This is a genomic window from Citrobacter sp. S46_ASV_140 (genome assembly GCF_018919545.1).
GTDB lineage: Bacteria > Pseudomonadota > Gammaproteobacteria > Enterobacterales > Enterobacteriaceae > Citrobacter > Citrobacter braakii.
In genome coordinates this window covers 65,771-92,076 of sequence record NZ_JAHLRC010000002.1, presented here as the reverse complement: position 1 = coordinate 92,076, position 26,306 = coordinate 65,771, and the positions used below count along the sequence as shown (strand labels likewise).

Here is a 26,306-nt window from a genome sequence, read left to right as displayed (position 1 = left end):
GATGCAATTGCGTAAATTACTTCTGCCAGGGCTGCTTTCCGTTACCCTATTGAGCGGCTGTTCACTGTTTAGTGGCGAAGAAGATGTCGTTAAGATGTCCCCATTACCGGTGGTTGAAAACCAGTTTACTCCGTCTACGGACTGGAGCACCTCTGTAGGTAACGGTATTGGTGATTTCTATTCCAATCTTCATCCTGCGCTGGCGGATAACGTTGTCTATGCAGCCGATCGCGCCGGCGTCGTTAAGGCGTTAAATGCGGACGACGGCAAAGAAGTCTGGTCTGTTAATCTGGGTGAGAAAGACGGCTGGTTCTCCCGCGCATCTGCACAGCTTTCTGGCGGTGTAACCGTGTCCGGTGGCCATGTTTACATTGGCAGCGAAAAAGCGCAGGTTTATGCGCTGAACACCAGCGATGGTACCACCGCATGGCAGACGAAAGTTGCCGGTGAAGCGCTGTCTCGTCCTGTTGTGAGCGATGGCGTGGTATTAATCCACACCAGTAACGGTCAGTTGCAGGCCTTGAACGAAGCTGACGGCGCTATCAAATGGACCGTTAACCTCGACATGCCTTCTCTGTCTCTGCGCGGCGAATCTGCCCCAGCGACCGCCTTTGGCGCAGCTATCGTTGGCGGTGATAACGGCCGCGTAAGCGCCGTGCTGATGCAGCAGGGCCAGATGATTTGGCAGCAGCGTATTTCTCAGGCGACAGGTCCAACGGAAATCGATCGTCTGAGCGACGTTGATACCACGCCGGTTATCGTCAATGGCGTTGTCTATGCGCTGGCTTATAATGGTAACCTGACGGCGCTGGATCTGCGCAGCGGCCAGATCATGTGGAAACGTGAACTGGGTTCAGTGAATGATTTCATCGTCGACGGTAACCGTATCTACCTGGTTGACCAGAACGACCGTGTACTGGCGCTGACCACCGACGGCGGCGTGACGCTGTGGACGCAAAGCGATCTGCTGCACCGTCTGCTGACGTCCCCGGTATTGTATAACGGCAATCTGGTCGTGGGTGATAGCGAAGGCTACCTGCACTGGATTAACGTTGATGATGGCCGCTTTGTCGCCCAGCAGAAAGTTGACAGCTCTGGTTTCCTGACCGAGCCGGTCTCTGCTGATGGTAAACTGCTGATCCAGGCGAAAGACGGTACGCTGTACTCTATTACGCGTTAATCGTCCCGGCCGCTCGCTTTGAAAAACGGCTCCTGGTGCAGGGGCCGTTTTACTGTTTTTAACAACGGCGCAAAAAATGTGCCCGTTGTCTGATGATTTATTAAATGAGGCTTTAAACATGGTACCTGTGGTCGCGCTTGTCGGGCGCCCTAACGTTGGCAAATCCACGTTATTTAACCGTCTAACTCGCACCCGAGATGCGCTGGTTGCGGATTTCCCGGGTCTGACTCGTGACCGTAAGTACGGTCGTGCGGAAATTGAAGGCCGCGAGTTTATCTGTATTGATACCGGCGGTATTGATGGCACCGAAGACGGTGTAGAAACCCGCATGGCGGAACAGTCGCTGTTGGCGATCGAAGAAGCGGACGTTGTGCTGTTCATGGTAGATGCGCGTGCTGGCCTGATGCCTGCGGATGAAGCCATTGCGAAACATCTGCGTTCGCGCCAGAAACCGACGTTCCTGGTAGCCAACAAAACTGACGGACTCGATCCTGATCAGGCGGTCGTCGATTTCTACTCGCTGGGTCTGGGTGAAATTTATCCGATCGCGGCATCCCATGGTCGTGGCGTTCTCAGCCTGCTGGAGCATGTTCTGCTGCCGTGGATGGATGACGTTGCTCCTCAGGAAGAAGTGGATGAAGATGCAGAATATTGGGCGCAACTGGAAGCCGAAGAGAACGGCGAAGAAGAGCCTGAAGATGACTTCAATCCGCAGGACCTGCCGATCAAACTGGCGATTGTTGGTCGCCCGAACGTAGGTAAGTCCACGCTTACTAACCGTATTCTCGGCGAAGACCGCGTAGTGGTTTACGACATGCCGGGGACCACGCGTGACAGTATTTATATCCCGATGCAACGCGATGAGCGCGAATATGTGCTTATCGATACCGCGGGCGTGCGTAAGCGCGGCAAAATTACCGAAGCAGTAGAAAAATTCTCAGTTATCAAAACGCTGCAGGCGATTGAAGATGCCAACGTGGTGATGCTGGTGATTGATGCGCGCGAAGGTATTTCCGATCAGGACCTGTCGCTGCTGGGCTTTATCCTCAATAGTGGGCGTTCACTTGTTATTGTGGTCAACAAGTGGGATGGCCTGACGCAGGAAGTGAAAGAGCAGGTCAAAGAGACTTTGGACTTCCGTCTGGGCTTTATTGATTTTGCGCGTGTACACTTCATCTCTGCGCTGCACGGCAGCGGCGTGGGTAATCTGTTTGAATCGGTCCGCGAAGCGTATGACAGCTCCACCCGTCGCGTCAGCACCGCGATGCTGACGCGCATTATGACTATGGCGGCAGAAGATCATCAGCCGCCGCTGGTGCGTGGTCGTCGTGTGAAGCTGAAATATGCCCACGCCGGTGGTTATAACCCACCAATCGTGGTGATTCACGGCAACCAGGTCAAAGACCTGCCGGATTCCTACAAGCGCTATCTGATGAACTATTTCCGTAAGTCTTTGGATGTGATGGGGACGCCGATCCGCATTCAGTTCAAAGAAGGGGAAAACCCGTTTGCGAACAAGCGTAATACGCTGACGCCGACGCAGATGCGCAAACGTAAGCGTTTGATAAAACACATCAAAAAAAGCAAGTAACCGTTGCTGATGCTGATAAAAACCCGTGCTTGTCGCGGGTTTTTTTTCGAAGTTTCATCGCCAGCCTCAGCCCGTGCGATGTCAATCACTATTCATTTTTTACCAAGTTTAAATCTAAGAAAGTAGACATTTGTCGAGTTTTCATCTTAAAGTCCGGGGGCTGGTACTAGACAAAACTAGCCTTAGGTTATCAAATGGTTAAATAAATTTTCGCCGCATGTAAAAAATCGGTCAGATACGTAACTGGCTGGCGTACATCGCGGTGTTTACACACACGACGACATAACTTTCGGGAGAATTATGCAATCCTCTGTTAATCAAAAAGAAAGCCGAACTTTCTTCGGCCATCCTTATCCGCTCGGCTCGCTGTTCTTCACAGAGATGTGGGAGCGCTTCTCGTTTTATGGTATTCGCCCGTTACTGATCCTGTTTATGGCTGCTACCGTTTATGACGGCGGCATGGGGCTGGCACGTGAAAATGCCTCGGCGATTGTGGGTATCTTTGCCGGTACGATGTACCTCGCTGCGCTGCCGGGTGGCTGGCTGGCGGATAACTGGCTCGGCCAACAGAAAGCGGTGTGGTACGGTTCCATCCTGATTGCCCTCGGCCATCTGTCAATTGCGCTCTCCGCCATTATGGGGAACAACCTGTTCTTTATTGGTCTGATGTTTATCGTGCTCGGTTCCGGTCTGTTTAAGACCTGTATTTCGGTCATGGTTGGCACGCTGTACAAAAAAGGCGATGCGCGTCGCGACGGCGGTTTCTCGCTGTTCTACATGGGCATCAACATGGGGTCGTTTATCGCGCCGCTGATTTCCGGCTGGCTGATTAAAACCCACGGCTGGCACTGGGGCTTTGGCATCGGTGGTATCGGGATGTTGGTAGCGTTGATCATTTTCCGTGTATTTGCCGTTCCATCAATGAAACGCTACGACAGCGAAGTGGGGCTCGACTCCACCTGGAATAGCCCGGTAGTGAAACGTAACGGTGTGGGCGCGTGGCTGTTGGCGCTGGCCGTCGGTGCGGCGGTTATCGTTACGCTGATAGCGCAAGGCGTGATTGTAATTAATCCGGTCGCGGTTGCCAGCATGCTGGTGTACGTGATTGCAGCCTCCGTTGCGCTCTACTTTATCTACCTGTTCATCTTTGCCGGTCTGAACCGTAAAGAGCGTGCCAGACTGCTGGTCTGCTTTATCCTGCTGGTTTCCGCCGCGTTCTTCTGGTCCGCGTTTGAGCAGAAGCCAACCTCGTTCAACCTGTTCGCCAACGACTACACTAACCGTATGATCGGTGATTTTGAAATCCCGGCGGTCTGGTTCCAGTCGATAAACGCGCTGTTTATTATCCTGCTGGCACCGGTATTCAGTTGGGCATGGCCGAAGCTGGCAAGCATGAATATTCGCCCGAGTAGCATCACCAAGTTTGTTATCGGTATCCTCTTTGCGGCGGCAGGCTTCGGTCTGATGATGCTGGCGGCGCAAAACGTTCTCAGTAACGGCGGGGCAGGCGTTTCTCCATTCTGGCTGGTGGGCAGTATCCTGATGCTGACGCTTGGCGAGCTGTGCCTGAGTCCGATCGGTCTGGCGACAATGACGCTGCTGGCGCCGGAAAGAATGCGCGGGCAGATGATGGGCCTGTGGTTCTGCGCCAGTGCGCTGGGCAACCTGGCCGCAGGTTTGATTGGCGGTCATGTGAAGGCTGACCAACTGGATATGCTGCCGGATCTCTTCGCACGCTGCTCGATTGCGCTGCTGATCTGCGCTGCGGTACTGATCATCCTCATTGTTCCGATTCGTCGCATGCTGGAGAATACGCAAACTAAACCGGCAACTAGCGCCTGATAACACCTCGATTGTGCCGGGGCAGACGTTATGTCCCGGCTATTCAATTAACGAGGTAAGAGCATGCTGTTAGGATTTGTTGGGCTTGGTGCAGTCGTTGAAACGGCATACTTGCCCGCATTACGTAATATGTTCGGTGATGCACTACGCTGTGTGGGATTTGATGTTCAACCCGCAAAGCAGCCCGCAGACGTGACACGCTGTACGTCGCTCGCTGAACTTCTTGCAATGCCGCTTGATACCCTGTTTATTACCACCGCATCCCTGCATCACCTTGATGTGCTTGAACAGGCGCTGGCGGCTCCCATCGCTCGTATCGTGGTCGAAAAGCCTATTGTCGCCACGCTTTCCCAAATTGAAAAACTGAAAACGCTGCTGGCTCAACCGGATGCTGCCAACCGCGTGCTGGCACTCGACCATTGGATGGCACGCAATGGCGCAATGCAGCTGGCGTTGGGCAAACTCGGAGCGCAGTGGCAGGGCGATAATCCGCAACAGGCACTTGTCTCTCACTTTTCACACATTGCTAAAATCGACGGTTTTTTGCAGGAACCGAGCGGGTTTAACGCTGTTGGAGAACCTATTGCGCTAAACTTTGCCACCGGTGAGCCGGATACCCGTGAGCTTCGTCATCCGGACGGTGTGATTCTGGACATTGGCACACATGTACTGGCAATGCTGCGTGAAACAGTGCGTTACCTGGGCGGTAATGACAGTATGACCTTGCAGGTGAAAAGCGCTAAAGACCGTCTGGGACGTAATATTGTAGAGGGCGACCTGACCACAGCAGAAGGAGAGGCGCATCTGCAGGGACAGATTAGCGGCATTCCGCTGGATATCTGGCTGAATAAATACGCGGGGCCGGCTGGCGGACAAAAAGGCCTGCGCCTTTGTCTGCGCGATGGTCGTGTCATTAGCCATGATCGCCGTGGTGTCGAGGATGTGCTCGAATTGATTGACGGTGATGTTGTACAACGCTGGAGTCTGCCTGGTAGCGTATATGCCCATTGTCTGGCGGAGCATATTCTGGGCGCGCAAAGTCTGTTTGAACGCAGTCCACAGGAAGTGAGCCGCACGACGCAGTGCAGGCTGGAGGAAGTGGAGTGCCTGTTAACGTTACAGCAGCAGTTACGCGGGCGGCATTAAACGCATCGTGTTAAACTCAGCGCAGTAATGGATCCCTGTACTGGAGTCGCTATGTCTATTATTTGCCCGGATTGTCATGCAGAGCTGGAGCCGCAAAACGGTATGGCGCACTGTGATAACTGTAATAAAGATATTCAGTTAGAAGCGCACTGCCCGGAGTGCAATCAGCCGCTGCAGGTGCTTAAAGCCTGTGGTGCGGTGGATTATTTCTGCCAGAACGGTCATGGCCTTATCTCGAAGAAACGCGTGGCGTTTGTGCCGCTTTAATCCTGTTTTTTCCTGCGTGTTTTCTTTGTCTTCGTGACAGCTCTCACTTCGCTTTCCACCCATCCGTCAGACAGGCGGGTGGTGAGCACATCACCTGCTGTAACCTGTTTAGTCTGTTTCAGCACTTCACCCTCTTTTGCGGTCGTCACGCTATAACCGCGCGCCAGCGTGGCCAGTGGGCTGACTGCCTCAAGATGGGTAACCGCGTTGCCAAAACGCTCGCGCTGTTCGCTTAAACGCGCACGGATATTTTCCGCCAGTCGGTATTCCAGTTGCTGAATGCGTGTTTGCGCACGGTAAATACGCGGCTGCGGGTTTTGCTGATTCAGACGCTGCAGCATGCGCTGCTGACGCTGATTTGCCTGTTTAATCTTATTCTCAAGTGCGAAGTTCATTCTCTGACGCAGTCGTTCCAGCACGGTCTGCTGACGGGCCAGACGCAGTTGCGGATGCTGCTGTTGCAAGCGGTGATGAAGCTGGGTAAACCGACGAGTACGATTGGCGAGGTAGTAGTCCATCGCCATCTCCAGACGCTGCTGACCATGCTGAATTTGACGCAGCAGTTCAAGCTGATTACGGCTGACAATTTCTGCTGCCGCCGACGGCGTAGGTGCCCGTAAATCTGCAATAAAATCGGCAATAGTGACATCGGTTTCATGGCCGACGGCGCTGACAACTGGAATGCGGCTGGCAAAGATCGCCCGTGCTACACGTTCGTCGTTAAAGCTCCACAAATCTTCCAGCGAGCCGCCGCCGCGCCCGACGATCAGCACATCGCACTCGCCCCGCGCGTTCGCCAGTTCAATGGCCCGAACGATCTGCCCTGGCGCATCATCGCCCTGGACTGCGGTCGGGTAGATAATAACGGGCAGGGAAGGGTCGCGACGCTTCAGGACGTGGAGGATATCGTGCAGCGCGGCGCCGGTTTTAGAGGTGATTACCCCGACGCAGTGGGCCGGTGAGGGCAGCGTTTTTTTGAACTGCTGATCGAATAGCCCTTCAGCCTGCAGTTTGGCCTTGAGTTGCTCATATTTTTGCTGCAGCAAACCTTCGCCCGCTGGCTGCATGCTCTCAACAATTATCTGATAGTCGCCGCGCGGCTCGTACAATGTAATGTTGGCGCGTACCAGTACCTGCTGACCGTGCTGTGGTCGGAACGTTACCCGGCGATTGCTGTTGCGAAACATCGCGCAGCGTACCTGAGCGGTGTCATCTTTGAGCGTGAAATACCAGTGACCGGAGGACGGCTGAGTGAAATTCGAAATTTCACCGCTGATCCACACTTGTCCCATTTCCTGCTCAAGCAGCAAACGAACCGTCTGATTCAGGCGGCTTACGGTAAAAATTGAGGTGGTCTGAGAGGATAACATGTGAGCGGGATCAAATTCTAAATCAGCAAGTTATTCAGTCGAAAGTAACATGCTCACAGAGGAGCGCAAGGTTTTTTTGCAAAAAAGTGTGGATGCAATCGGTTACGCTCTGTATAATGCCGCGGCAATATTTAATAACCTCCCAGGTGAGATATTGCCCATGCTACGTATCGCAAAAGAAGCCCTGACGTTTGACGACGTCCTCCTCGTTCCCGCTCATTCTACCGTTCTGCCGAATACTGCTGATCTCAGCACCCAGTTGACGAAAACCATTCGCCTGAACATTCCTATGCTCTCCGCAGCAATGGACACCGTGACGGAAGCGCGCCTGGCAATTGCCCTGGCCCAGGAAGGCGGCATTGGTTTTATCCACAAAAACATGTCTATTGAGCGCCAGGCGGAAGAAGTTCGTCGCGTGAAGAAACACGAATCTGGCGTCGTGACCGACCCACAAACCGTACTGCCAACCACCACTCTGCGCGAAGTAAAAGAACTGACCGAGCGTAACGGTTTCGCAGGCTACCCGGTAGTGACTGAAGATAACGAACTGGTCGGCATCATCACCGGTCGTGACGTACGGTTTGTGACTGATCTGAATCAGCCGGTTAGCGTCTACATGACGCCGAAAGAGCGTCTGGTGACCGTTCGTGAAGGCGAAGCACGCGATGTTGTCTTTGCCAAAATGCACGAAAAACGCGTCGAAAAAGCGCTGGTTGTTGACGACAGCTTCCATCTGCTCGGCATGATCACCGTTAAAGATTTCCAGAAAGCGGAACGTAAACCTAACGCCTGTAAAGACGAGCATGGTCGTCTGCGCGTTGGGGCTGCTGTAGGCGCAGGTGCGGGTAACGAAGAGCGTGTTGACGCGCTGGTTGCCGCTGGCGTGGATGTTCTGCTGATTGACTCCTCTCACGGTCACTCAGAAGGCGTACTGCAGCGTATCCGTGAAACTCGTGCTAAATACCCGGATCTGCAGATCATCGGGGGGAACGTTGCGACTGGTGCAGGCGCTCGCGCGCTGGCGGAAGCCGGCTGCAGCGCTGTTAAAGTCGGTATCGGCCCAGGCTCCATCTGTACTACCCGTATCGTTACCGGCGTAGGTGTACCCCAGATCACCGCCGTTTCTGACGCTGTTGAAGCGCTGGAAGGCACTGGTATCCCGGTTATTGCCGATGGCGGTATTCGTTTTTCCGGCGACATCGCAAAAGCGATCGCTGCGGGTGCTTCTGCAGTGATGGTTGGCTCTATGCTGGCGGGGACTGAAGAATCTCCGGGCGAAATCGAACTGTATCAGGGCCGTTCTTACAAATCATACCGTGGTATGGGCTCTCTGGGCGCGATGTCCAAAGGTTCTTCCGACCGTTATTTCCAAAGCGATAACGCCGCTGACAAACTGGTCCCGGAAGGTATCGAAGGTCGCGTTGCGTATAAAGGTCGCCTGAAAGAGATCATTCACCAGCAGATGGGTGGCCTGCGCTCCTGTATGGGTCTGACCGGCTGTGGTACTATCGACGCGCTGCGAACAAAAGCAGAGTTTGTACGTATCAGCGGTGCGGGTATTCAGGAAAGTCACGTTCACGATGTGACCATCACCAAAGAGTCCCCTAACTACCGCATGGGCTCCTGATAAGTTTCCGCGCCCGGCTATATGCCGGGCGAATTTGTTTCACTTGCCTCGGAATTAGCGTCAATGACAGACAATATTCATAAACATCGCATTCTCATCCTTGATTTCGGATCTCAGTACACTCAGCTGGTTGCTCGTCGCGTACGTGAACTGGGCGTCTATTGTGAACTGTGGGCGTGGGATGTTACGGAAGCACAAATTCGCGAATTCAACCCAAGCGGTATCATTCTTTCCGGTGGTCCGGAAAGCACCACTGCAGAAAACAGCCCGCGTGCGCCGGAATACGTTTTCACAGCGGGCGTGCCTGTGTTCGGCGTGTGCTACGGCATGCAGACTATGGCAATGCAGCTCGGTGGCCATGTTGAAGGTTCTAACGAACGTGAATTCGGCTATGCGCAGGTTGAAGTTCAGACCGACAGCGCGCTGATCCGCGGTATTGAAGACTCTCTGACCGCAGACGGCAAACCACTGCTGGACGTGTGGATGAGCCACGGCGACAAAGTGACCGCTATTCCGGAAGGTTTCGTGACCGTTGCCAGCACCGACAACTGCCCGTTCGCCATCATGGCGCACGAGGAAAAACGTTTCTACGGTGTACAGTTCCATCCGGAAGTTACCCACACCCGTCAGGGGATGCGCATGCTGGAGCGTTTTGTGCGCGACATCTGCCAGTGTGAAGCGCTGTGGACCCCGGCAAAAATTATTGATGACGCCGTTGCCCGCATTCGTGAGCAGGTTGGCACTGATAAAGTGATCCTCGGCCTCTCCGGCGGCGTTGACTCCTCCGTCACCGCGATGCTGCTGCACCGTGCGATTGGCAAAAACCTGACCTGTGTGTTCGTCGACAACGGTCTGCTGCGTCTCAACGAAGCTCAGCAGGTGATGGATATGTTCGGCGACCATTTCGGCCTGAACATCATTCATGTTGAAGGTGAAAAGCGTTTCCTGGACGCGCTGAAAGGCGAGAACGATCCGGAAGCTAAACGTAAAATCATCGGCCGCGTGTTCGTGGAAGTCTTCGATGAAGAAGCGCTGAAGCTGGAAGACGTTAAGTGGCTGGCGCAGGGAACCATCTATCCGGACGTGATCGAATCCGCGGCTTCTGCCACTGGTAAAGCGCACGTCATCAAATCTCACCACAACGTGGGCGGTTTGCCGAAAGAGATGAAGATGGGTCTGGTTGAACCGCTGCGTGAGCTGTTCAAAGACGAAGTGCGTAAGATTGGTCTGGAGCTGGGTCTGCCGTACGACATGCTGTACCGTCACCCATTCCCGGGGCCGGGTCTGGGCGTACGCGTGCTGGGCGAAGTGAAGAAAGAGTACTGCGACCTGCTGCGCCGTGCGGATGCTATCTTCATTGAGGAACTGCACAACGCTGACCTGTACAACAAAGTGAGCCAGGCGTTCACCGTGTTCCTGCCGGTACGTTCCGTTGGCGTCATGGGCGATGGCCGTAAGTACGACTGGGTTGTTTCCCTGCGTGCTGTTGAAACCATCGACTTTATGACCGCGCACTGGGCGCACCTGCCGTATGACTTCTTAGGCCGCGTCTCTAACCGCATTATCAACGAAGTTAACGGTATTTCCCGCGTGGTGTATGACATCAGCGGTAAGCCGCCAGCTACGATTGAGTGGGAATAATATTCCTCCCGTTTAGCGGTTTCTGAACCGGTAGTATGTAAAAGCCCTCAGTTTACAGAGGGCTTTTTATTGCGCGAATTTTATCGATGCGACTGTCCCGCTCGATAGTAGGGTTAATCACACACTTAATGTCTGCGATCCATTCAACACCGCTTCTTATTTACGGAAATAATGAAAAATACTCATGGTATTACCCTGTAGAATTTAATAATGGTAACAATTCAAATAAGCATTTAATTTCATGTGAAATATAAATGTTTTAGTCAGTGATATTTTCTGGAGGTATTAATTGGCGTCAATTTGAGCGCAGTGTAGTGGGATTAAAAGATTGTGTATTTGTGCGAAAAACACGGTTGATTATCCGATATATCAGCACGTGTGGGTGGGCAAGACTGCATGAAGTTTCATCACTCAAATCCCTTACCGGATGGTTAAATGTCAGGCGATTAGCCATCCGGTAAGGAATCTTAATGCTGGGGGTATCCTCGGCGCGAGCGATCAGCGTACGTCAGTTTGTGCAGGAGATGCCTGTTGCGGCAGGGTGATCTGCTGAGATTCTTTTTTGTTCTGGTGGTGGTGCCACGCACCTATGGCGGAGTAGACGAAGCGTCCGAAGAAGAAAAGAAAGCTGATAAGCAGTACGATCCGGATCATGCGACTGTTAAATCGGTGTCGTTTGCGTAGGCTGGTAACCTGGCTCACAAAAGGTTCCTTGTAGTGTACCCAACTGAGGGCGATAGTCACATTAAGGCATACTGTGAGGGAATGGTCAATTTTTCCTTATGTAAAATTGCTTCAGTTGTTTTATCTATTTATGTTATGGAAATTAATATTATTATTTGCATTAATAATGAGATAACGATAAAAAACCATGAAAAGAGTAATAATTGATTAATGAGGGACTTATTTATTGATGTGTATCAAGCATCACCCTTTGCTGACAACTAAAATTGATGAGTCATTTTAATGTATTTAACTTTATCGTTTTAACGTCAGGTGGGATGCCTGTCCGAATACCCCCTGCAGGATGTGCGGGATTCTACTGAGCATCTATGAAACTCAATAAAAATTATATTGGTATTAGAGATAGATGGTGGGCGTTACCTCTCATCTTGCCTTCCTTGCTGTTGCCTATATTGAGCACTGCTAACACCTATGCCCATATTAGTACCGGGAACGTAATTCTTTTCTACCTGCCTTTAGCGCTGATGATTAGCCTGATGTTGTTTTTTGGCTGGGCGGCATTACCAGGAATTATCATTTCCATCATCTGGTACAAATATCCGCAGGTTGGGTTATTTGAAATGCTCTCAATAATTTCGCACTTTATAGTTACGATAGTGCTCAGTTGGGGAGGGTATAAAGTTTTTACTCCCCGGCGGAATAACGTTTCTTACGGTGACTCCCACCTGATGTTTCAGCACATGTTTTGGCAGGTTTTCTGCCCGGCAACGCTGTTTCTGCTATTCTTCCATTTCGCCGCGTTTGTGGGCGTCTATGAGAGCAAATCCGGCATGGTGGGCGTTATGCCCCTTAATACCGGCACGTTGATCAACTATCAGGCCATGCTGGCCGGGAATCTGGTTGGGGTTCCACTGTGCTACTTTATAATTCGCACGATTCGTAATCCTTTGTATATCAGAGGCTATTTATCTCAATTAAAGCAGCAGTTTGACACCAAAGTTACCAAAACAGAGTTTGCGGTCTGGTTGATTATATTGACCATACTAATGACATTGTTGTGTATGCCGCTAGATGAGAAAAGCTCGATATTTAGCACGAATTATACCTTGTCACTGATGCTGCCCGTCATGCTATGGGGAGCTATGCGTTACGGTTATAAATTTATTTCGTTAATATGGATGCTCGTACTCATTACAGCAATTCATTATTATCAACGCTATATGCCTTGGTATTCGGGTTACGATGTGCAACTTGCCATTACCTCATCGAGTTACCTGGTTTTCTCCTTCATCGTGAATTTTATTGCCGTACTGGCAACGCGCCAGAGAATTGTCGCCAGACATTCTCATCGTCTGGCCTTCTTTGACCCCATGGTGCATATTCCGAATTTGCGCGCTTTGAACCGGGATTTGAGAAAGGCTCCATGGTCAGTGCTTTGCTTTTTGAGTGTTCCGGGTATGGAACTGCTGGTGAAAAATTACGGCATTATGCTGCGTATCCAGTACAAGCAAAAACTTGCCCAGTGGGTAAAGCCATTGCTGAAACAAGATGAGCATGTCTATCAGTTATCGGGTAATGATTTAGTGCTGCGTTTTAACACCGAGTCGCATCAGGAGCGTATTGAAGCGCTGGACAGGCATATCAAGCAGTTTCGTTTTATCTGGGATGGCATGCCTTTACAGCCGCAGGTGGGGATTAGTTTTTGCTATGTCCATTCTCCTGTTAACCACATCTACTTGTTACTGGGGGAGTTAAGCACCATCGCCGAGCTTTCTCTGGCGACCAATGCGCCAGAGAATTTGCAGCGCCGAGGCGTGATGCACCTGCAACGTGACTTGAAAGATAAGGTTGCGATGATGAATCGTCTGCAACTGGCGCTGGAGCACAATCGCTTTTTCCTGATGGCGCAGCCGATTTCAGGCGTGCGCGGCGATGTTTATCACGAAATTCTGCTGCGGCTAGAGGGGGATGATGGTAAAACCATCGGTCCTGACAGCTTCTTACCGGTAGCGCATGAGTTTGGATTGTCATCCAGCATCGATCTGTGGGTGATTGAAAATACGCTGAAGTTTATGGCGCAGAATCGGGAAAAAATGCCCGCCCGTCGGTTTGCTATTAACTTATCTCCCACGTCGGTATGCCGTGCCCGGCTTCCGCATGACATCAACCAGTTGCTGATTAAGTACAAAGTTGAACCGTGGCAGCTGATTTTTGAAGTAACGGAAAGCAATGCCTTAACCAATGCGGAACAGGCGCAGGCAACGTTACTGCAGCTGCAATCATTGGGCTGTCAGATTGCGATTGATGATTTTGGTACCGGATATGCCAGCTATGCGCGGCTGAAGAATGTGAATGCCGATATCCTGAAAATTGATGGCAGCTTTATTCGCAACATCGTTTCGAATAGCCTCGACTATCAAATCGTGGCCTCTATTTGCCATCTGGCGCGGATGAAAAGAATGCTGGTGGTAGCGGAGTACGTCGAAAGCGAAGAAATACGCAGTGCGGTAATTTCGCTGGGGATTGATTACATGCAGGGGTATCTGATTGGTAAACCGCAGCCGTTGCATGAAATGCTGGAAGAACAGGTGCCAGAAGAACTGGCACCTGCTGAGAGCTTATGCGGCGATATCGGGTGAACTCTCTTCTTCAATTTTGAGTCGCCAGCCGGTAACGGCTTCCCAGTATTGCTGCTCTTTTTCCAGATCGAGCAGCACCAGCGCATTCTGGCTAAACCAGTCATGCGGAAAGCGTAAGGTCCAGTGGTTGTCGTCGGTAATTAGGGTCAGCGTCGGTGGCGTGGTGGTCGCCTGTCGCTGATTATTCAGCAGCACGCCCAGGCGCAACAGCTGAATTAACGGCAGAAACTGTTTTTTCTTGAACAACGTAAAGCGGGGCAAATCATCCAGTTTCACCGCTTTGCGATGATATCGAACCAGGGTTGCCATCATCAGCTGTTGTTCCTGATTGAAACCCGGTAAATCGCTGTTTTGGAGGATATACGCCGAGTGGCGATGTAAACCGCTGTGGTTGATGTTCAGCCCAACCTCATGCAGCATCGCCGCCCAGCGCAGCAACGCTTCCAGTTGTGGATTGGCCAGCTTTGGCTGCTGCGTATGCCACTGGTCGTACATTTGCATCGTCGTTTCCAGTACGCGCCGGGCCTGTTCGCTGTCGATGTTGTACTGGTTCGCCAGGCTGCTCGCGGTACGGCTGCGAACGTCCTGGTGGCGAAAACGACCTTCCATCTCATACAGCACGCCTTCGCGTAGTGCGCCATCAGAAAGGCGGAGTTCGCGGATAGCCAGTGCGTCAAAAACGCCGCACAGAATCGCGAGTCCCGGCACAAACACCGCTTTTCGCTCTTCAGACAGCCCCGGCAGGCTGAGCGCATCGAATGACGCATGCTTCAGCACTTCGGTTCGCAGTTTGTCCAGGCGTTCAGGGGTGATAAAACCATCTTTCTCACCCATCTCCAGCAGCACTTCGTGTGCCGCTTTAATCGTGCCCGACGCGCCCAGCGCAACGTTCCAGCCCTGAATGCGAAACTGCCAGGTTAAGGTTTCAAGCTTTTGCGCTGCCGCCATGCGCGCACGCTGGAAGTTTTCTCGACTAATAGCGCCGCCCGGGAAATACATCTGAGCAAAACTGACGCAGCCCATACGACGGCTTTCCACCAGTTTGGGCTCGAAATCTTCGCCGATCACCAGTTCTGTTGAACCACCGCCGATATCAATAACCAGCTTACGACCCTTTTCCGGCTGGGTGTGCTCCACGCCCATAAAAATCAGTCGGGCTTCTTCATTACCGGAAATAATCTCAATCGGGTAGGGGATAACTTTTTCTGCTCGCTTGAGAAAATCGGTCGCATTTAGCGCCTGACGCAAAGTATGGGTTCCCACGATGCATACGCTTGATGGGGGAAAGCCCTGCAGACGTTCGGCGAACAGCGACAGGCAGCTTAATCCGCGCTCCATTGCCTCTTCGCTCAGCTTGTTATCTTCGCCGAGGCCATCCGCCAGATGAACGCGCTGTTTCAGTCGCCCGATAATCTGCATTGCGCCATCAACCACGCGGGCAATGACCATATGGAAACTGTTTGAACCAAGGTCGACCGCAGCAAATTCCTGCGGTCGTGGAGTCTTGTCGTGTATTGGCATAGCGTTAGTCAGGTTGCTCGAGTGATTTGATGTAGTCGTATATCGCCAATTGTGACTGAACCTTACGGCGGTTTCCGCGTGGTACGTAGCGATTACTGAGTTCTTTATCGATGAAGCGAGCCTTCACCGTGTCGCTGAACAGGATATCGATAATATCCAGCACACGCTGCTTAAGACGCGGGTCCAGCAGCGGTGTGGCGACTTCGATGCGATAGTCGATATTCCTGGTCATCCAGTCTGCGGAGGAGAGGTATACCTGCTTGTCGCCACCGTTTTCGAAGATATAAACCCGGTCGTGTTCAAGGTAGCGGTCAACTATGCTTATCACGCGAATATTGTCGCTAATGCCTTCCAGATTCGGAATCAAAGAGCACATACCGCGAATCAATAAATTGACTGGCACGCCTGAGCTTGAGGCCGCATAGAGACGATCAACCAGGCCTTTATCGACCAGGTTATTCAGTTTTAGGGTGATACCGGAAGGCTGTCCTTGCTGCGCGTTGGCGATTTCTTTGTCAATCATCGCGTACAGCAAACGGCGCGAGTTCTGCGGAGAAACCAGCAGATAATCGAACGTCACCGGACGATACGGGTTCTCGATGAAGTTGAACACCCGACGAACCTCGTTGGTAATGCGTGAGTCGGCGGTAAGTAACGAATAGTCGGTATAGAGACGCGCCGTTTTTTCGTTGAAGTTCCCCGTCCCGATATGCGCATAGCGCACAACTTCATCACCTTCTTTACGCGAGATAAGGAACAATTTGGCGTGAATTTTCAGGCCCGGCGCGGAGAAGATGACGTGAACGCCTGCCTCGGTAAGACGCTTGGCCCAATGAATGTTGGCTTCTTCATCAAAGCGAGCCTGCAACTCCACCACCACGGTGACTTTCTTACCGTTGTGCGCAGCATGGATCATCGAATCAATGATGCGCGAGTCTTTGGCCACACGGTAGATGTTGATTTTTATCGCCAGCACGCTCGGGTCGAAAGAGGCCTGGCGCAACAGTTCAAGAACGTGCTCAAAAGTGTGATACGGATAATATAGCAGCACGTCGCGTTCGCGAACGGCGTCAAAGCCGTTACGAAACTTCTCGTTATCGAACCAGATATGGCGCAAACGCGGCAGCGGTTTGTTCACCAGGTTAGCTTTGCCAACGTTGGGGAAATTAATAAAGTCTTTGAAGTTATGGTAACGCCCGCCGGGAACAATCGAGTCGTAGCGAGAAATCGTCAGCTTTTCACGCAGTACCTCGACCAGCGCATTGGGCATGTCGCGCTGATAGACAAAACGTACAGGCTCTGCGGTCAGACGCTGTTTCAGGCTGGACGACATCAGCTCCATCAGGCTCGATTCCATCTCGTGCACCAAATCGTATTCGGCATCGCGAGTCATTTTCATCGAATAGGCGTTCAGCGCATCGTAATCAAAGAACCCTTTGAAAATGTCGTCAAGGCAGTAGCGTAAGATGTTGTCCAGCAGGATCATCGGTTTGCGACGGCGCGGGGTTTCCGGCGGTAGATTCACAAAACGGGGAACCTTGTCGGAAGGGATTTCCAGCAGCGCGTAGCGGATCGTATCGCCGCGGATAATTTCCACCGCCAGATAGGTGTAGTCATCTTTCAGAAACTGAACTAAATCCGTCTCGCGGTTGATCAGGATCGGTGTAATGTGCTGGCGAAGATATTGTTTGAAGTAATGGCGTAACCAGCTCTGTTGATTGACCGACAACTGACGTTCATTGATAAGGAAAATCTGGTTGCGCGCCATCTCCAGCAGCAACTCGTTGTACAGGCCGTCAAATTCCTGATCGGCTTTTAATACACGGGCTTGGATTTTACCTAACAGATGGCGGGAGTGAGAGTTTGAACCCTGTTCTTCGCTAATAATGATTCGGCGCTTCAGTTCGGCAAAACGAACCTTATAAAACTCGTCGAGATTATTGGAATAGATGCCTAAGAAACGCATCCGTTCGATCAACGGGTTTGACTTATCAGCAGCTTCCTGGAGTACACGTTCGTTGAACGCTAACCAGCTGAGTTCTTTCTCGATGTATAGCTTTTCCTGACCCATTACCACTTTTACTCCGTTTCATTCACGGGACACTACCGATTTATTATGGCGAGCATTGCTCTCAGATGTCCAACAGTGCCAGAAAAATATGACAATAAACCGTCTGATAGCAAAGAGAAAGGGGGAGCGTAGATGAATACCGGAGATGTTAACCGGAAAAGGTATTTATGCCTGTAAACCGGATGGTGAGATCCGGTTTACAGGTTGATTTTATTCTTCGTCGGCGGCGTAGCCTTGTGGCGGCAGACGAACGCCGTCCAGCCATGCTGCGTTATCACGCATCTTCAGGCGACCATCAGTAAACCAGCTTACCACCAGCGGGTAAATGGTATGTTCCTGGGTCTGGACTCGTGCCGTGACATCATCTTCGCTGTCGCCTTCAAATACCGGAACCTTGGCCTGGAGAATAACCGGTCCGCCGTCCAGTTCATCGGTGACGAAATGGACGGAGGTGCCATGCTCTTCATCGCCGTTTTCCAGAACCTGACGGTGCGTGTGCAGGCCAGGATACTTCGGCAATAAAGACGGGTGGATATTCAGCAATCGTTCAGAATAGTGAGCAACAAACGCCGGACTTAGAATGCGCATATAACCGGCCAGCACCACGACATCGGGGGCATAAGCGTCGATCTCTTGTATCAGTTGCTGGTCGAATGCTTCGCGACTGGCAAACTGGGCGGCTTCCAGCGAGTGTGCGGGAATATTCGCTTCGCGTGCGCGCTCAAGGCCGAACGCATCGGCCTTGTTACTGAATACTGCACGTATGGTGCCATTGATTTTATTCTGTTCGCAGGCATCGATTATCGCCTGCAAATTGCTTCCGTTGCCGGAAATGAGCACCACAATGTTTTTCATTCAATGACCACACGCTGTTCGGAATCAGAAGCTTTGATGATACCGATTTTCCATGCGTTTTCACCTTTCTCATTGAGCAAAGCAAGGGCTTTGTCCACTTCAGAAGCTGGCAGGGCGATAACCATGCCTACGCCGCAGTTAAAGGTGCGATACATCTCATGCTGGCTGACGTTACCCGCCGTTTGCAGCCAGTTGAAGACGGCTGGCCACTGCCATGAAGATTCATCGATCACAGCCTGCGTGTTGTCTGGCAGAACGCGTGGAATATTTTCCCAGAAACCACCGCCGGTCAGGTGGGCAATGGCATGCACATCAACCTTCTCAATCAGTTCCAGAATGGATTTGACATAAATGCGGGTCGGGGCCAGTAAGTGATCGGCCAGCGGCTTGCCTTCAAGCTCGGTGATTTCCGGGTCACAACCGCTGACTTCAACAATTTTGCGCACCAGAGAGTAGCCGTTGGAGTGCGGACCGCTGGAGCCGAGTGCAATCAGTACGTCGCCGTCAGCCACTTTTGAACCGTCGATGATCTCAGATTTTTCGACGACGCCAACGCAGAAGCCTGCCACGTCGTAATCTTCGCCGTGGTACATCCCCGGCATTTCAGCCGTTTCACCGCCGACAAGCGCACAGCCAGACTGCAGACAGCCTTCGGCAATACCGTTAATGACGCTGGCTGCGGTATCCACATCCAGTTTGCCGGTAGCATAGTAGTCGAGGAAAAACAGCGGCTCAGCGCCCTGAACCACGAGGTCGTTGACGCACATTGCGACGAGGTCAATGCCGATAGTGTCGTGGCGTTTCAGATCCATCGCCAGACGCAGTTTTGTGCCGACGCCATCAGTGCCGGAAACCAGTACCGGTTCACGATATTTTTGCGGCAATGCGCACAGCGCACCGAAGCCACCCAGACCACCCATAACTTCCGGACGACGAGTTTTCTTTACTACGCCTTTGATTCGATCAACCAGAGCATTACCTGCATCAATATCAACACCGGCATCTTTGTAGCTAAGAGAGGTTTTATCGGTCACTGCCTGCTTCCCCACATGTTTACTTGCAGTAAAAGTTAAATTCGGCGCAATTCTAACAGGGAAAGCAAACGTTTGCGAGCCTGCTCTGCATCAAGTTTTATGTGCTGATTTTTTCAGCATTTTACAATCATTTATCTATTTGTTTGAACTGCGCCACGAAAATGAAACCGGGTACAGTCTTGTGCTTGAAACCTGTCTGCTGAATACACAGTATCGTACTGAAACCGGTTTCTGTTTTCTGTTGCGGACCTCATCAACAGCGTTTTACACAGAGTAATCACGATAGGGGAAGGGTATGTCAGGATTTAAAGCAGATTTCATGTGGGGTGGTGCCGTAGCCGCTCATCAACTGGAAGGTGGCTGGCAGGAAGGTGGAAAAGGAATTAGCGTTGCCGATGTCATGACGGCGGGGGCGCATGGCGTGGCGCGTGAAATCACTGACGGTGTGATTGCCGGTAAAAACTACCCTAACCACGACGCCATCGATTTTTATCACCGCTATAAAGACGACATTAAGCTGTTTGCCGAAATGGGGTTTAAATGTTTTCGCACTTCGATTGCCTGGACGCGTATTTTCCCCTTAGGCGACGAAGCGCAACCCAATGAGGCTGGCCTGCAGTTCTATGATGACCTGTTTGACGAATGCCTGAAATATGGCATTGAACCGGTGATTACGTTGTCGCATTTCGAGATGCCATACCATCTGGTGACGGAATATGGCGGCTGGCGTAACCGCAAACTTATCGATTTCTTTGTCCGTTTTGCCACAGTGGTTTTTACCCGTTACCAGCACAAAGTGAAGTACTGGATGACGTTTAATGAAATTAACAACCAGGCAAATTATCACGAAGACTTCGCGCCTTTTACTAACTCTGGCCTGAAATATCAGCCCGGTGAAGACCGCGAGCCGGTTATGTACCAGGCGGCGCACTATGAACTGGTGGCAAGCGCGCTGGCGGTAAAGGCTGCGCGTGAGATTAACCCGGCATTGCAGATAGGGTGCATGATTGCCATGTGTCCTATCTATCCACTGACCTGCGCGCCGGACGATATGATGATGGCGATGAACGCCATGCACCGGCGTTACTGGTTTACCGATGTCCATGTGCGCGGCAAATACCCGCAGCATCTTCTCAACTACTTTGCCCGGCGTGGCTTTGAACTTGATATCACCGAGGAAGACCGTCAGGCGCTGACCGAGGGGGGGGTCGATTACATCGGCTTTAGCTACTATATGTCTTTCGCAACGCAGGCCACGGCAGACAACCCACTGCTGGACTACGACGAGTCGAAAAGTCTGGTTTCCAACCCGTACGTGCAGAAATCGGACTGGGGCTGGCAGATTGATCCCGTTGGTCTGCGCTATTCGCTGAACTGGTTCTGGGATCATTACCAACTGCCGCTGTTTATCGTCGAAAACGGCTTTGGTGCGATTGACGTGCAGCAGGCCGACGGCTCGGTAGATGATTCCTATCGTATTGACTATATGGCCGCACATATCAGCGAAATGAAAAAAGCGGTAGTGGAAGATGGCGTGGACCTGATGGGCTATACCCCGTGGGGCTGTATTGATTTAGTCTCGGCCGGGACGGGGGAGATGAAAAAACGCTACGGCTTTATCTATGTTGATAAAAATAATGACGGAAGCGGAACGTTAGTACGCTCGCCGAAGAAATCTTTTTCATGGTATCAAAACGTTATCCAGACCAATGCTGAATATCTATAAAATTCATAGTATTGACAGCCAGCCCCGCCAATAATGCGGGGCTTGTTTTATACTCATCATCCAGACGCAAACGACTTTGGTTGATCCATATCAAGCGTATCCAGTGTTGCGCCAGAGACGAAAAGCGGTATAATCCGGCGATTTTTTTTGTGGTTGCCACTCGTCTGAGGAAAGGAGAAGAGTATGAAGATCGTGGAAGTCAAACACCCACTCGTCAAACACAAGCTGGGACTGATGCGTGAAAACGACATCAGCACTAAACGCTTTCGTGAACTCGCCTCGGAAGTTGGCAGCCTGCTGACTTATGAAGCAACCGCTGGTCTGGAAACTGAAAAGGTGACCATTGAAGGCTGGAACGGTCCGGTTGAAGTTGACCAAATCAAAGGTAAAAAAATCACCGTTGTGCCAATCCTGCGTGCGGGCCTGGGCATGATGGAAGGCGTACTGGAAAACGTTCCGAGCGCGCGTATCAGCGTGGTTGGTATGTACCGTAACGAAGAAACGCTGGAGCCGGTTCCGTACTTCCAGAAGCTGGTATCTAACATCGATGAGCGTATGGCGCTGATCGTTGACCCGATGCTGGCAACCGGCGGTTCCGTTATCGCCACCATCGACCTGCTGAAAAATGCAGGCTGCACCAGCATTAAAGTGCTGGTCCTGGTTGCGGCACCGGAAGGTATCGCGGCACTGGAAAAAGCGCACCCGGATGTTGAGCTGTACACGGCCTCCATCGATCAGGGGTTGAACGAGCACGGATACATTATTCCGGGGCTCGGCGATGCCGGCGATAAGATTTTTGGTACCAAGTAAACGAATAAGTGAAAAGAAGCCGACTTTAAGAGTCGGCTTTTTTTTGAATATAACAACCCAAGGCTAATAACAAACAACACTCAGAGGAAAACACTATGACGCGCCGTGCTATCGGGGTGAGTGAAAGACCGCCGCTTTTACAGACAATCCCGCTTAGTTTGCAGCACCTGTTCGCCATGTTTGGCGCAACGGTACTGGTGCCAGTCCTGTTCCACATCAACCCGGCTACCGTTCTGCTGTTTAACGGCATTGGTACGTTGCTGTATCTCTTTATCTGTAAAGGTAAAATTCCTGCGTATCTGGGTTCCAGCTTCGCATTTATTTCCCCGGTACTGCTGTTGCTGCCGTTAGGGTATGAAGTGGCGCTGGGTGGTTTCATTATGTGCGGCGTTCTGTTCTGTCTGGTTTCTTTCATCGTTAAGAAAGCAGGAACCGGCTGGCTGGATGTCATGTTCCCTCCTGCGGCGATGGGCGCAATCGTTGCCGTCATCGGTCTGGAGCTGGCTGGCGTCGCTGCGGGCATGGCGGGGTTACTGCCAGCAGAGGGGCAATTACCGGATTCAAAAACCATCATCATCTCAATGGTGACGCTGGCGGTTACGGTATTTGGCTCTGTACTGTTCCGCGGTTTTATGGCGATTATCCCGATTCTGATTGGGGTGCTGGCCGGTTACGCGCTCTCCTTCGTGATGGGGGTCGTGGACACCACGCCGATTGCGCAGGCCCACTGGTTTGCTCTGCCAACGTTCTACACGCCGCGCTTTGAATGGGTTGCCATTCTGACCATCCTGCCGGCGGCGCTGGTGGTCATCGCTGAACACGTTGGACACCTGGTGGTAACGGCGAATATCGTGAAAAAAGATTTGATTCGCGATCCTGGCCTGCATCGTTCAATGTTTGCCAACGGCCTGTCTACGGTTATCTCTGGTTTCTTCGGCTCTACGCCGAACACCACGTACGGTGAAAATATTGGCGTAATGGCGATTACTCGTGTTTACAGTACCTGGGTTATCGGCGGCGCGGCAATTTTTGCCATTCTGCTCTCCTGTGTGGGCAAACTGGCGGCGGCGATCCAAATCATTCCGCTGCCGGTCATGGGTGGCGTATCGCTGCTGCTGTACGGCGTGATTGGTGCTTCCGGTATTCGCGTACTGATCGAGTCAAAAGTTGACTACAACAAAGCGCAAAACCTGATCCTGACCTCGGTTATTTTGATCATCGGCGTGAGTGGCGCGAAAGTTCACATTGGTGCCGCTGAGCTGAAAGGCATGGCGCTGGCGACCATTGTTGGCGTTTGTCTGAGCCTGATTTTCAAAGTTATCAGCCTGCTGCGTCCGGAAGAAGTCGTGCTTGACGCGGAAGATGCCGACAGTCCGCAACAGTAAATCTCTTACCGGGCGGCGATGCTGCCCGGTTCTATCACGACGTATTTCTGTGTTAAACTCAACGCGATTTTATGAAATCCTGGGTTGAGGTATCTCTGAACACACCGGCACAGCTCTCTTTGCCACTTTATCTTCCTGACGACGAAACTTTCGCAAGTTTCTGGCCGGGGGATAACTCCTCTTTACTGGCTGCACTGCAAAACGTGCTGCGTCAGGACCATAGCGGGTATATTTATCTCTGGTCGCGTGAAGGCGCTGGCCGTAGTCATTTGCTGCATGCAGCCTGTGCGGAACTGTCCGCGCGCGGCGATGCGGTAGGCTATGTGCCGCTCGACAAGCGTACCTGGTTCGTCCCCGAGGTGCTCGACGGTATGGAGCATTTATCGCTGGTATGCATCGATAACATCGAATGTGTGGCCGGGGATTCGCTGTGGGAAATGGCGATCTTTGATCTCTACAACCGCATCCTGGAGTCGGGGAAAACGCGTCTGCTGATCACAGGCGATCGCCCGCCAAGACAGCTGAATCTGGGGTTGCCGGATCTCGCCTCGCGCCTGGACTGGGGACAAATCTACAAGCTGCAGCCGCTTTCCGATGAAGATAAGCTGCAGGCGTTGCAATTACGCGCCAGACTTCGTGGTTTTGAACTGCCGGAAGATGTGGGACGCTTCCTGCTCAAGCGTCTGGATCGAGAAATGCGTACGCTGTTTATGACGTTGGATCAGCTTGATCATGCTTCGATCACCGCCCAGCGTAAGCTGACCATTCCATTCGTAAAAGAGATACTGAAGCTGTAAGCGCCGCAGCCGAAGAGACTGCGGCAGGTTTCAGGTTAACCGATGATTTCCAGTACCTGCTCCGGCGGGCGTCCAATTCTCGCCTGGCCTTTGGCAACCACAATCGGGCGCTCCATCAATTTCGGGTTTTCCACCATTGCCTGAATCAGCGCATCTTCACTCAGATTTACGTCCGCCAGATTAAGTGACTTATAGAGATCTTCTTTCTGGCGCATCAGCTCGCGCGCGCTGGACATGCCCAGCATCTGCAGCAATTCACGCAGTGTTGTGGCGTCAGCCGGGGTTTCCAGATACAACACCACTTCCGGGTCCACACCGTTAGACTTCAGTAACTCCAGCGTTTCACGGCTCTTGGAGCAGCGTGGGTTATGGTAGATTTTAATCGCGTCTGACATGACTTCTCCTTGCATAACAATCCTGCCGGATGGCGACCAAAAGACCTTATCTGGCCTACATATCGCCATCCGGCAAGGGTTCGATAATTACATTTTCGTATACGGTTTAAAGCGCTCTTGCAGTTGGCGTAGCTGGTCGATACGGGCATCGTATCTGGCCTGCTGCTGGCTACCCAGCTTGACCTGTGAGCTTGCGCTGCTGAGCATCGAAATCGCCTGATCCAGACGTCCTGCGAGGGCATACCCTTCCGCGCGGGCCGCCAGCTCCTGATCGCGGTTGTTCAGGTTGGCTTCCGTTTGCGCTAACAGATCCCAGCCGTTAGGGTCGTTCTTATGGTTAAACGTATAGCGATTCAGGATGGTCGCCGCCTCTTTGGCTTGCCCGGCCTGTAAATACGCATTTGCCAGGTTGAGCTGCAGTACCGGGTTGGTGCGCAGGTCGCGGGCGTTTTTCAACCGATTAATGGCATCGCTGGTTTTCTTCTGGCCGAGATCGATATCCGTTGCCAGGTCGAGATACCAGGCATTGTTAGCATCTGCCGCCAGCAGCGGTTGCAGTGCTTTACGTGCCTCGTCATATTTACTGGCCTCCATTGCCTGCAATGCCCGGCCATACTGCGCCGCACGTTGCTCACGTATGTTGCCTTTCGACCAGTTACTCAGCAGGTCATCGGTCAGCTGGTTGCGACCAGAGTTGTACATGCCTAAGGTGCGTGCCTTGGCCAGATAAAAATCTTCTGAAGACTGGACGACAGCCGGACGCATTTGGTTGGCGCGGTTACGGGCATCCGACAGACGGCTTTCTGGCAGGGGGTGAGTCAGCAAAATTTCTGGTGGACGCGAAGAGTAACGGGCCTGATCGAGCAATTTTTCCAGAAACGTCGGCATGGCCTGGGGATCGAATCCCGAGCGTTGCAGTACCTGAATACCGATGCGGTCTGCTTCCTGTTCGTTTTGCTGCGTAAAGCTAATCATCCCCTGGCGTGTACCCGCCAGCGTACCGGTCAGCGCCGCCATACCCGCCTGCGGGCTGGCCATCGCCAATAAAATTGACCCTAACGCACCCACCCACGTTAGCGGCGCGCTGCGTTTCTGATCTTCCATTGCGCGCGCCAGGTGACGCTGCGTAACGTGGGAAATTTCGTGCGCCATAACCGATGCCAGTTGGCTTTCGTTATCGGAATAGCGGAACAGTGCGGAGTGCAAAACAACGTTGCCGCCAAAGAAAGCAAAGGCGTTGATTTCATCGTTGTTAATCAAAAAGAAGGTGAAGGGCGTTTTTACCGAGTCGGCGTGCGAGACCAGACGCATCCCCAGCGCATTAATGTATTGCGTCAGCAACGGATCGTTAATTAATGGCGCACTGCCGCGCAGCTGGCGTACATAATAATCGCCCATCTGCATTTCCTGTCCTATGGAAAGCGTACTCCCTGCCGAGGTTCCCATATCAGGCAGGGTGTCCGCGGTTTCTGCAAATGCGGGCGCAACCTGACCGATGGTCAGTGCAGCAATGAGGGTAGCAACCAGGTTTTTTTTCAACTGCCTGAACATAACCTCTGTCCTGTATTCTTTTTTGAGATAGCCATTTGACCAATGCCGTGAAGTATCGTTCACACTCCGCAAGCTTAGGGAGTGTAACTGCGAAACCTGACGATGAACACCCAGGAAAAATGTCTTTTCACTTTGCGTAATCCGCTATAAAAAGCGAAGTCTTTTTTGTGACAT

20 protein-coding genes are annotated in these 26,306 nt (G+C 52.0%); 12 read left to right on the top strand and 8 right to left on the bottom strand.

All coding sequences use genetic code 11. The features are described 5' to 3' along the window. Window position 1 precedes the first annotated feature (1 nt). From bamB to KQJ19_RS01545, 5 genes are all read left to right on the top strand, one after another. Window positions 2–1,180 carry an outer membrane protein assembly factor BamB gene (gene bamB / locus KQJ19_RS01565; protein WP_016153997.1) on the top strand — a complete coding sequence of 393 codons (1,179 nt, stop codon included), beginning with the start codon at window positions 2–4 and terminating at the stop codon, window positions 1,178–1,180. A gap of 118 nt (window positions 1,181–1,298) precedes the next feature. Next, a complete protein-coding gene (der, locus tag KQJ19_RS01560; protein ID WP_016153996.1) occupies window positions 1,299–2,771 on the top strand; it encodes a ribosome biogenesis GTPase Der in 1,473 nt (490 codons plus the stop codon). A 300-nt stretch (window positions 2,772–3,071) separates the two neighbouring features. Next, window positions 3,072–4,613 carry a peptide MFS transporter gene (locus KQJ19_RS01555; protein ID WP_016157127.1) on the top strand — a complete coding sequence of 514 codons (1,542 nt, stop codon included), beginning with the start codon at window positions 3,072–3,074 and terminating at the stop codon, window positions 4,611–4,613. Window positions 4,614–4,676: 63 nt separating this feature from the next. Then, window positions 4,677–5,759 (top strand): Gfo/Idh/MocA family oxidoreductase, encoded by a 1,083-nt coding sequence (locus tag KQJ19_RS01550; RefSeq protein WP_103766614.1) that lies wholly within the window; start codon window positions 4,677–4,679, stop codon window positions 5,757–5,759. Between the two features lie 51 nt (window positions 5,760–5,810). Continuing rightward, window positions 5,811–6,026 (top strand): zinc ribbon domain-containing protein, encoded by a 216-nt coding sequence (locus KQJ19_RS01545; RefSeq protein ID WP_016157125.1) that lies wholly within the window; start codon window positions 5,811–5,813, stop codon window positions 6,024–6,026. Here the strand turns inward: KQJ19_RS01545 and xseA are convergent. After that, window positions 6,023–7,396 carry an exodeoxyribonuclease VII large subunit gene (gene xseA / locus KQJ19_RS01540; RefSeq protein WP_080860045.1) on the bottom strand — a complete coding sequence of 458 codons (1,374 nt, stop codon included), beginning with the start codon at window positions 7,394–7,396 and terminating at the stop codon, window positions 6,023–6,025. The genes KQJ19_RS01545 and xseA overlap by 4 nt on opposite strands. A 160-nt stretch (window positions 7,397–7,556) precedes the next feature. Here xseA and guaB point away from each other — a divergent pair, with 160 nt between their 5' ends. Both guaB and guaA read left to right on the top strand, forming a co-directional pair. Further along, window positions 7,557–9,023, top strand: coding sequence for an IMP dehydrogenase (gene guaB, locus KQJ19_RS01535; RefSeq protein WP_019077375.1), 1,467 nt, complete (start codon window positions 7,557–7,559; stop codon window positions 9,021–9,023). A 63-nt stretch (window positions 9,024–9,086) separates the two neighbouring features. Beyond that, the gene (guaA, locus tag KQJ19_RS01530; RefSeq protein ID WP_047502457.1) at window positions 9,087–10,664 is read left to right on the top strand and encodes a glutamine-hydrolyzing GMP synthase; all 1,578 of its coding nucleotides are present in this window, start codon (window positions 9,087–9,089) and stop codon (window positions 10,662–10,664) included. Window positions 10,665–11,162: 498 nt separating this feature from the next. Here the strand turns inward: guaA and KQJ19_RS01525 are convergent, their stop codons facing one another. Next, window positions 11,163–11,366 (bottom strand): YfgG family protein, encoded by a 204-nt coding sequence (locus KQJ19_RS01525; protein WP_047416419.1) that lies wholly within the window; start codon window positions 11,364–11,366, stop codon window positions 11,163–11,165. Window positions 11,367–11,716: 350 nt separating this feature from the next. Here KQJ19_RS01525 and KQJ19_RS01520 point away from each other — a divergent pair, with 350 nt between their 5' ends. Next, window positions 11,717–13,987, top strand: coding sequence for a sensor domain-containing phosphodiesterase (locus KQJ19_RS01520; protein WP_216403276.1), 2,271 nt, complete (start codon window positions 11,717–11,719; stop codon window positions 13,985–13,987). Here KQJ19_RS01520 and ppx read toward each other — a convergent pair. The 4 genes from ppx to purM all read right to left on the bottom strand — a co-directional run bounded on the left by ppx (window position 13,967) and on the right by purM (window position 19,468). Next, a complete protein-coding gene (gene ppx / locus KQJ19_RS01515) occupies window positions 13,967–15,508 on the bottom strand; it encodes an exopolyphosphatase (protein WP_016153985.1) in 1,542 nt (513 codons plus the stop codon). The genes KQJ19_RS01520 and ppx overlap by 21 nt on opposite strands. Window positions 15,509–15,512: 4 nt before the next feature. Beyond that, window positions 15,513–17,579, bottom strand: a complete 2,067-nt coding sequence (gene ppk1, locus KQJ19_RS01510; RefSeq protein WP_003835119.1) for a polyphosphate kinase 1 — start codon at window positions 17,577–17,579, stop codon at window positions 15,513–15,515. Between the two features lie 210 nt (window positions 17,580–17,789). After that, complete coding sequence (purN, locus tag KQJ19_RS01505) at window positions 17,790–18,434, bottom strand: phosphoribosylglycinamide formyltransferase (protein WP_200108050.1); 645 nt, start codon at window positions 18,432–18,434, stop codon at window positions 17,790–17,792. Then, a complete protein-coding gene (gene purM / locus KQJ19_RS01500; protein WP_049041569.1) occupies window positions 18,431–19,468 on the bottom strand; it encodes a phosphoribosylformylglycinamidine cyclo-ligase in 1,038 nt (345 codons plus the stop codon). Before purM ends, purN begins: the two co-directional genes overlap by 4 nt. Window positions 19,469–19,763: 295 nt before the next feature. On the opposite strand from purM, the gene KQJ19_RS01495 reads away from it, so the two are divergent. The 4 genes from KQJ19_RS01495 to KQJ19_RS01480 all read left to right on the top strand — a co-directional run bounded on the left by KQJ19_RS01495 (window position 19,764) and on the right by KQJ19_RS01480 (window position 24,186). After that, window positions 19,764–21,194 (top strand): 6-phospho-beta-glucosidase, encoded by a 1,431-nt coding sequence (locus KQJ19_RS01495; RefSeq protein ID WP_216403275.1) that lies wholly within the window; start codon window positions 19,764–19,766, stop codon window positions 21,192–21,194. 183 nt (window positions 21,195–21,377) lie between these two features. Then, complete coding sequence (gene upp, locus KQJ19_RS01490) at window positions 21,378–22,004, top strand: uracil phosphoribosyltransferase (protein WP_003835110.1); 627 nt, start codon at window positions 21,378–21,380, stop codon at window positions 22,002–22,004. A gap of 95 nt (window positions 22,005–22,099) precedes the next feature. Continuing rightward, window positions 22,100–23,389: a uracil permease gene (gene uraA / locus KQJ19_RS01485; protein ID WP_016157119.1), complete on the top strand. Its 1,290-nt coding sequence runs from the start codon at window positions 22,100–22,102 to the stop codon at window positions 23,387–23,389. A gap of 95 nt (window positions 23,390–23,484) precedes the next feature. After that, window positions 23,485–24,186 carry a DnaA inactivator Hda gene (locus tag KQJ19_RS01480; protein WP_200049399.1) on the top strand — a complete coding sequence of 234 codons (702 nt, stop codon included), beginning with the start codon at window positions 23,485–23,487 and terminating at the stop codon, window positions 24,184–24,186. 35 nt (window positions 24,187–24,221) lie between these two features. Here KQJ19_RS01480 and arsC read toward each other — a convergent pair whose 3' ends face one another. Together arsC and bepA are read right to left on the bottom strand one after the other, a co-directional pair. Next, window positions 24,222–24,581 carry an arsenate reductase (glutaredoxin) gene (gene arsC, locus KQJ19_RS01475; protein ID WP_046275209.1) on the bottom strand — a complete coding sequence of 120 codons (360 nt, stop codon included), beginning with the start codon at window positions 24,579–24,581 and terminating at the stop codon, window positions 24,222–24,224. Window positions 24,582–24,668: 87 nt separating this feature from the next. Next, on the bottom strand, window positions 24,669–26,132 hold the full coding sequence (bepA, locus tag KQJ19_RS01470; RefSeq protein ID WP_047501595.1) for a beta-barrel assembly-enhancing protease: 1,464 nt from the start codon (window positions 26,130–26,132) through the stop codon (window positions 24,669–24,671). Window positions 26,133–26,306 lie beyond the last annotated feature (174 nt).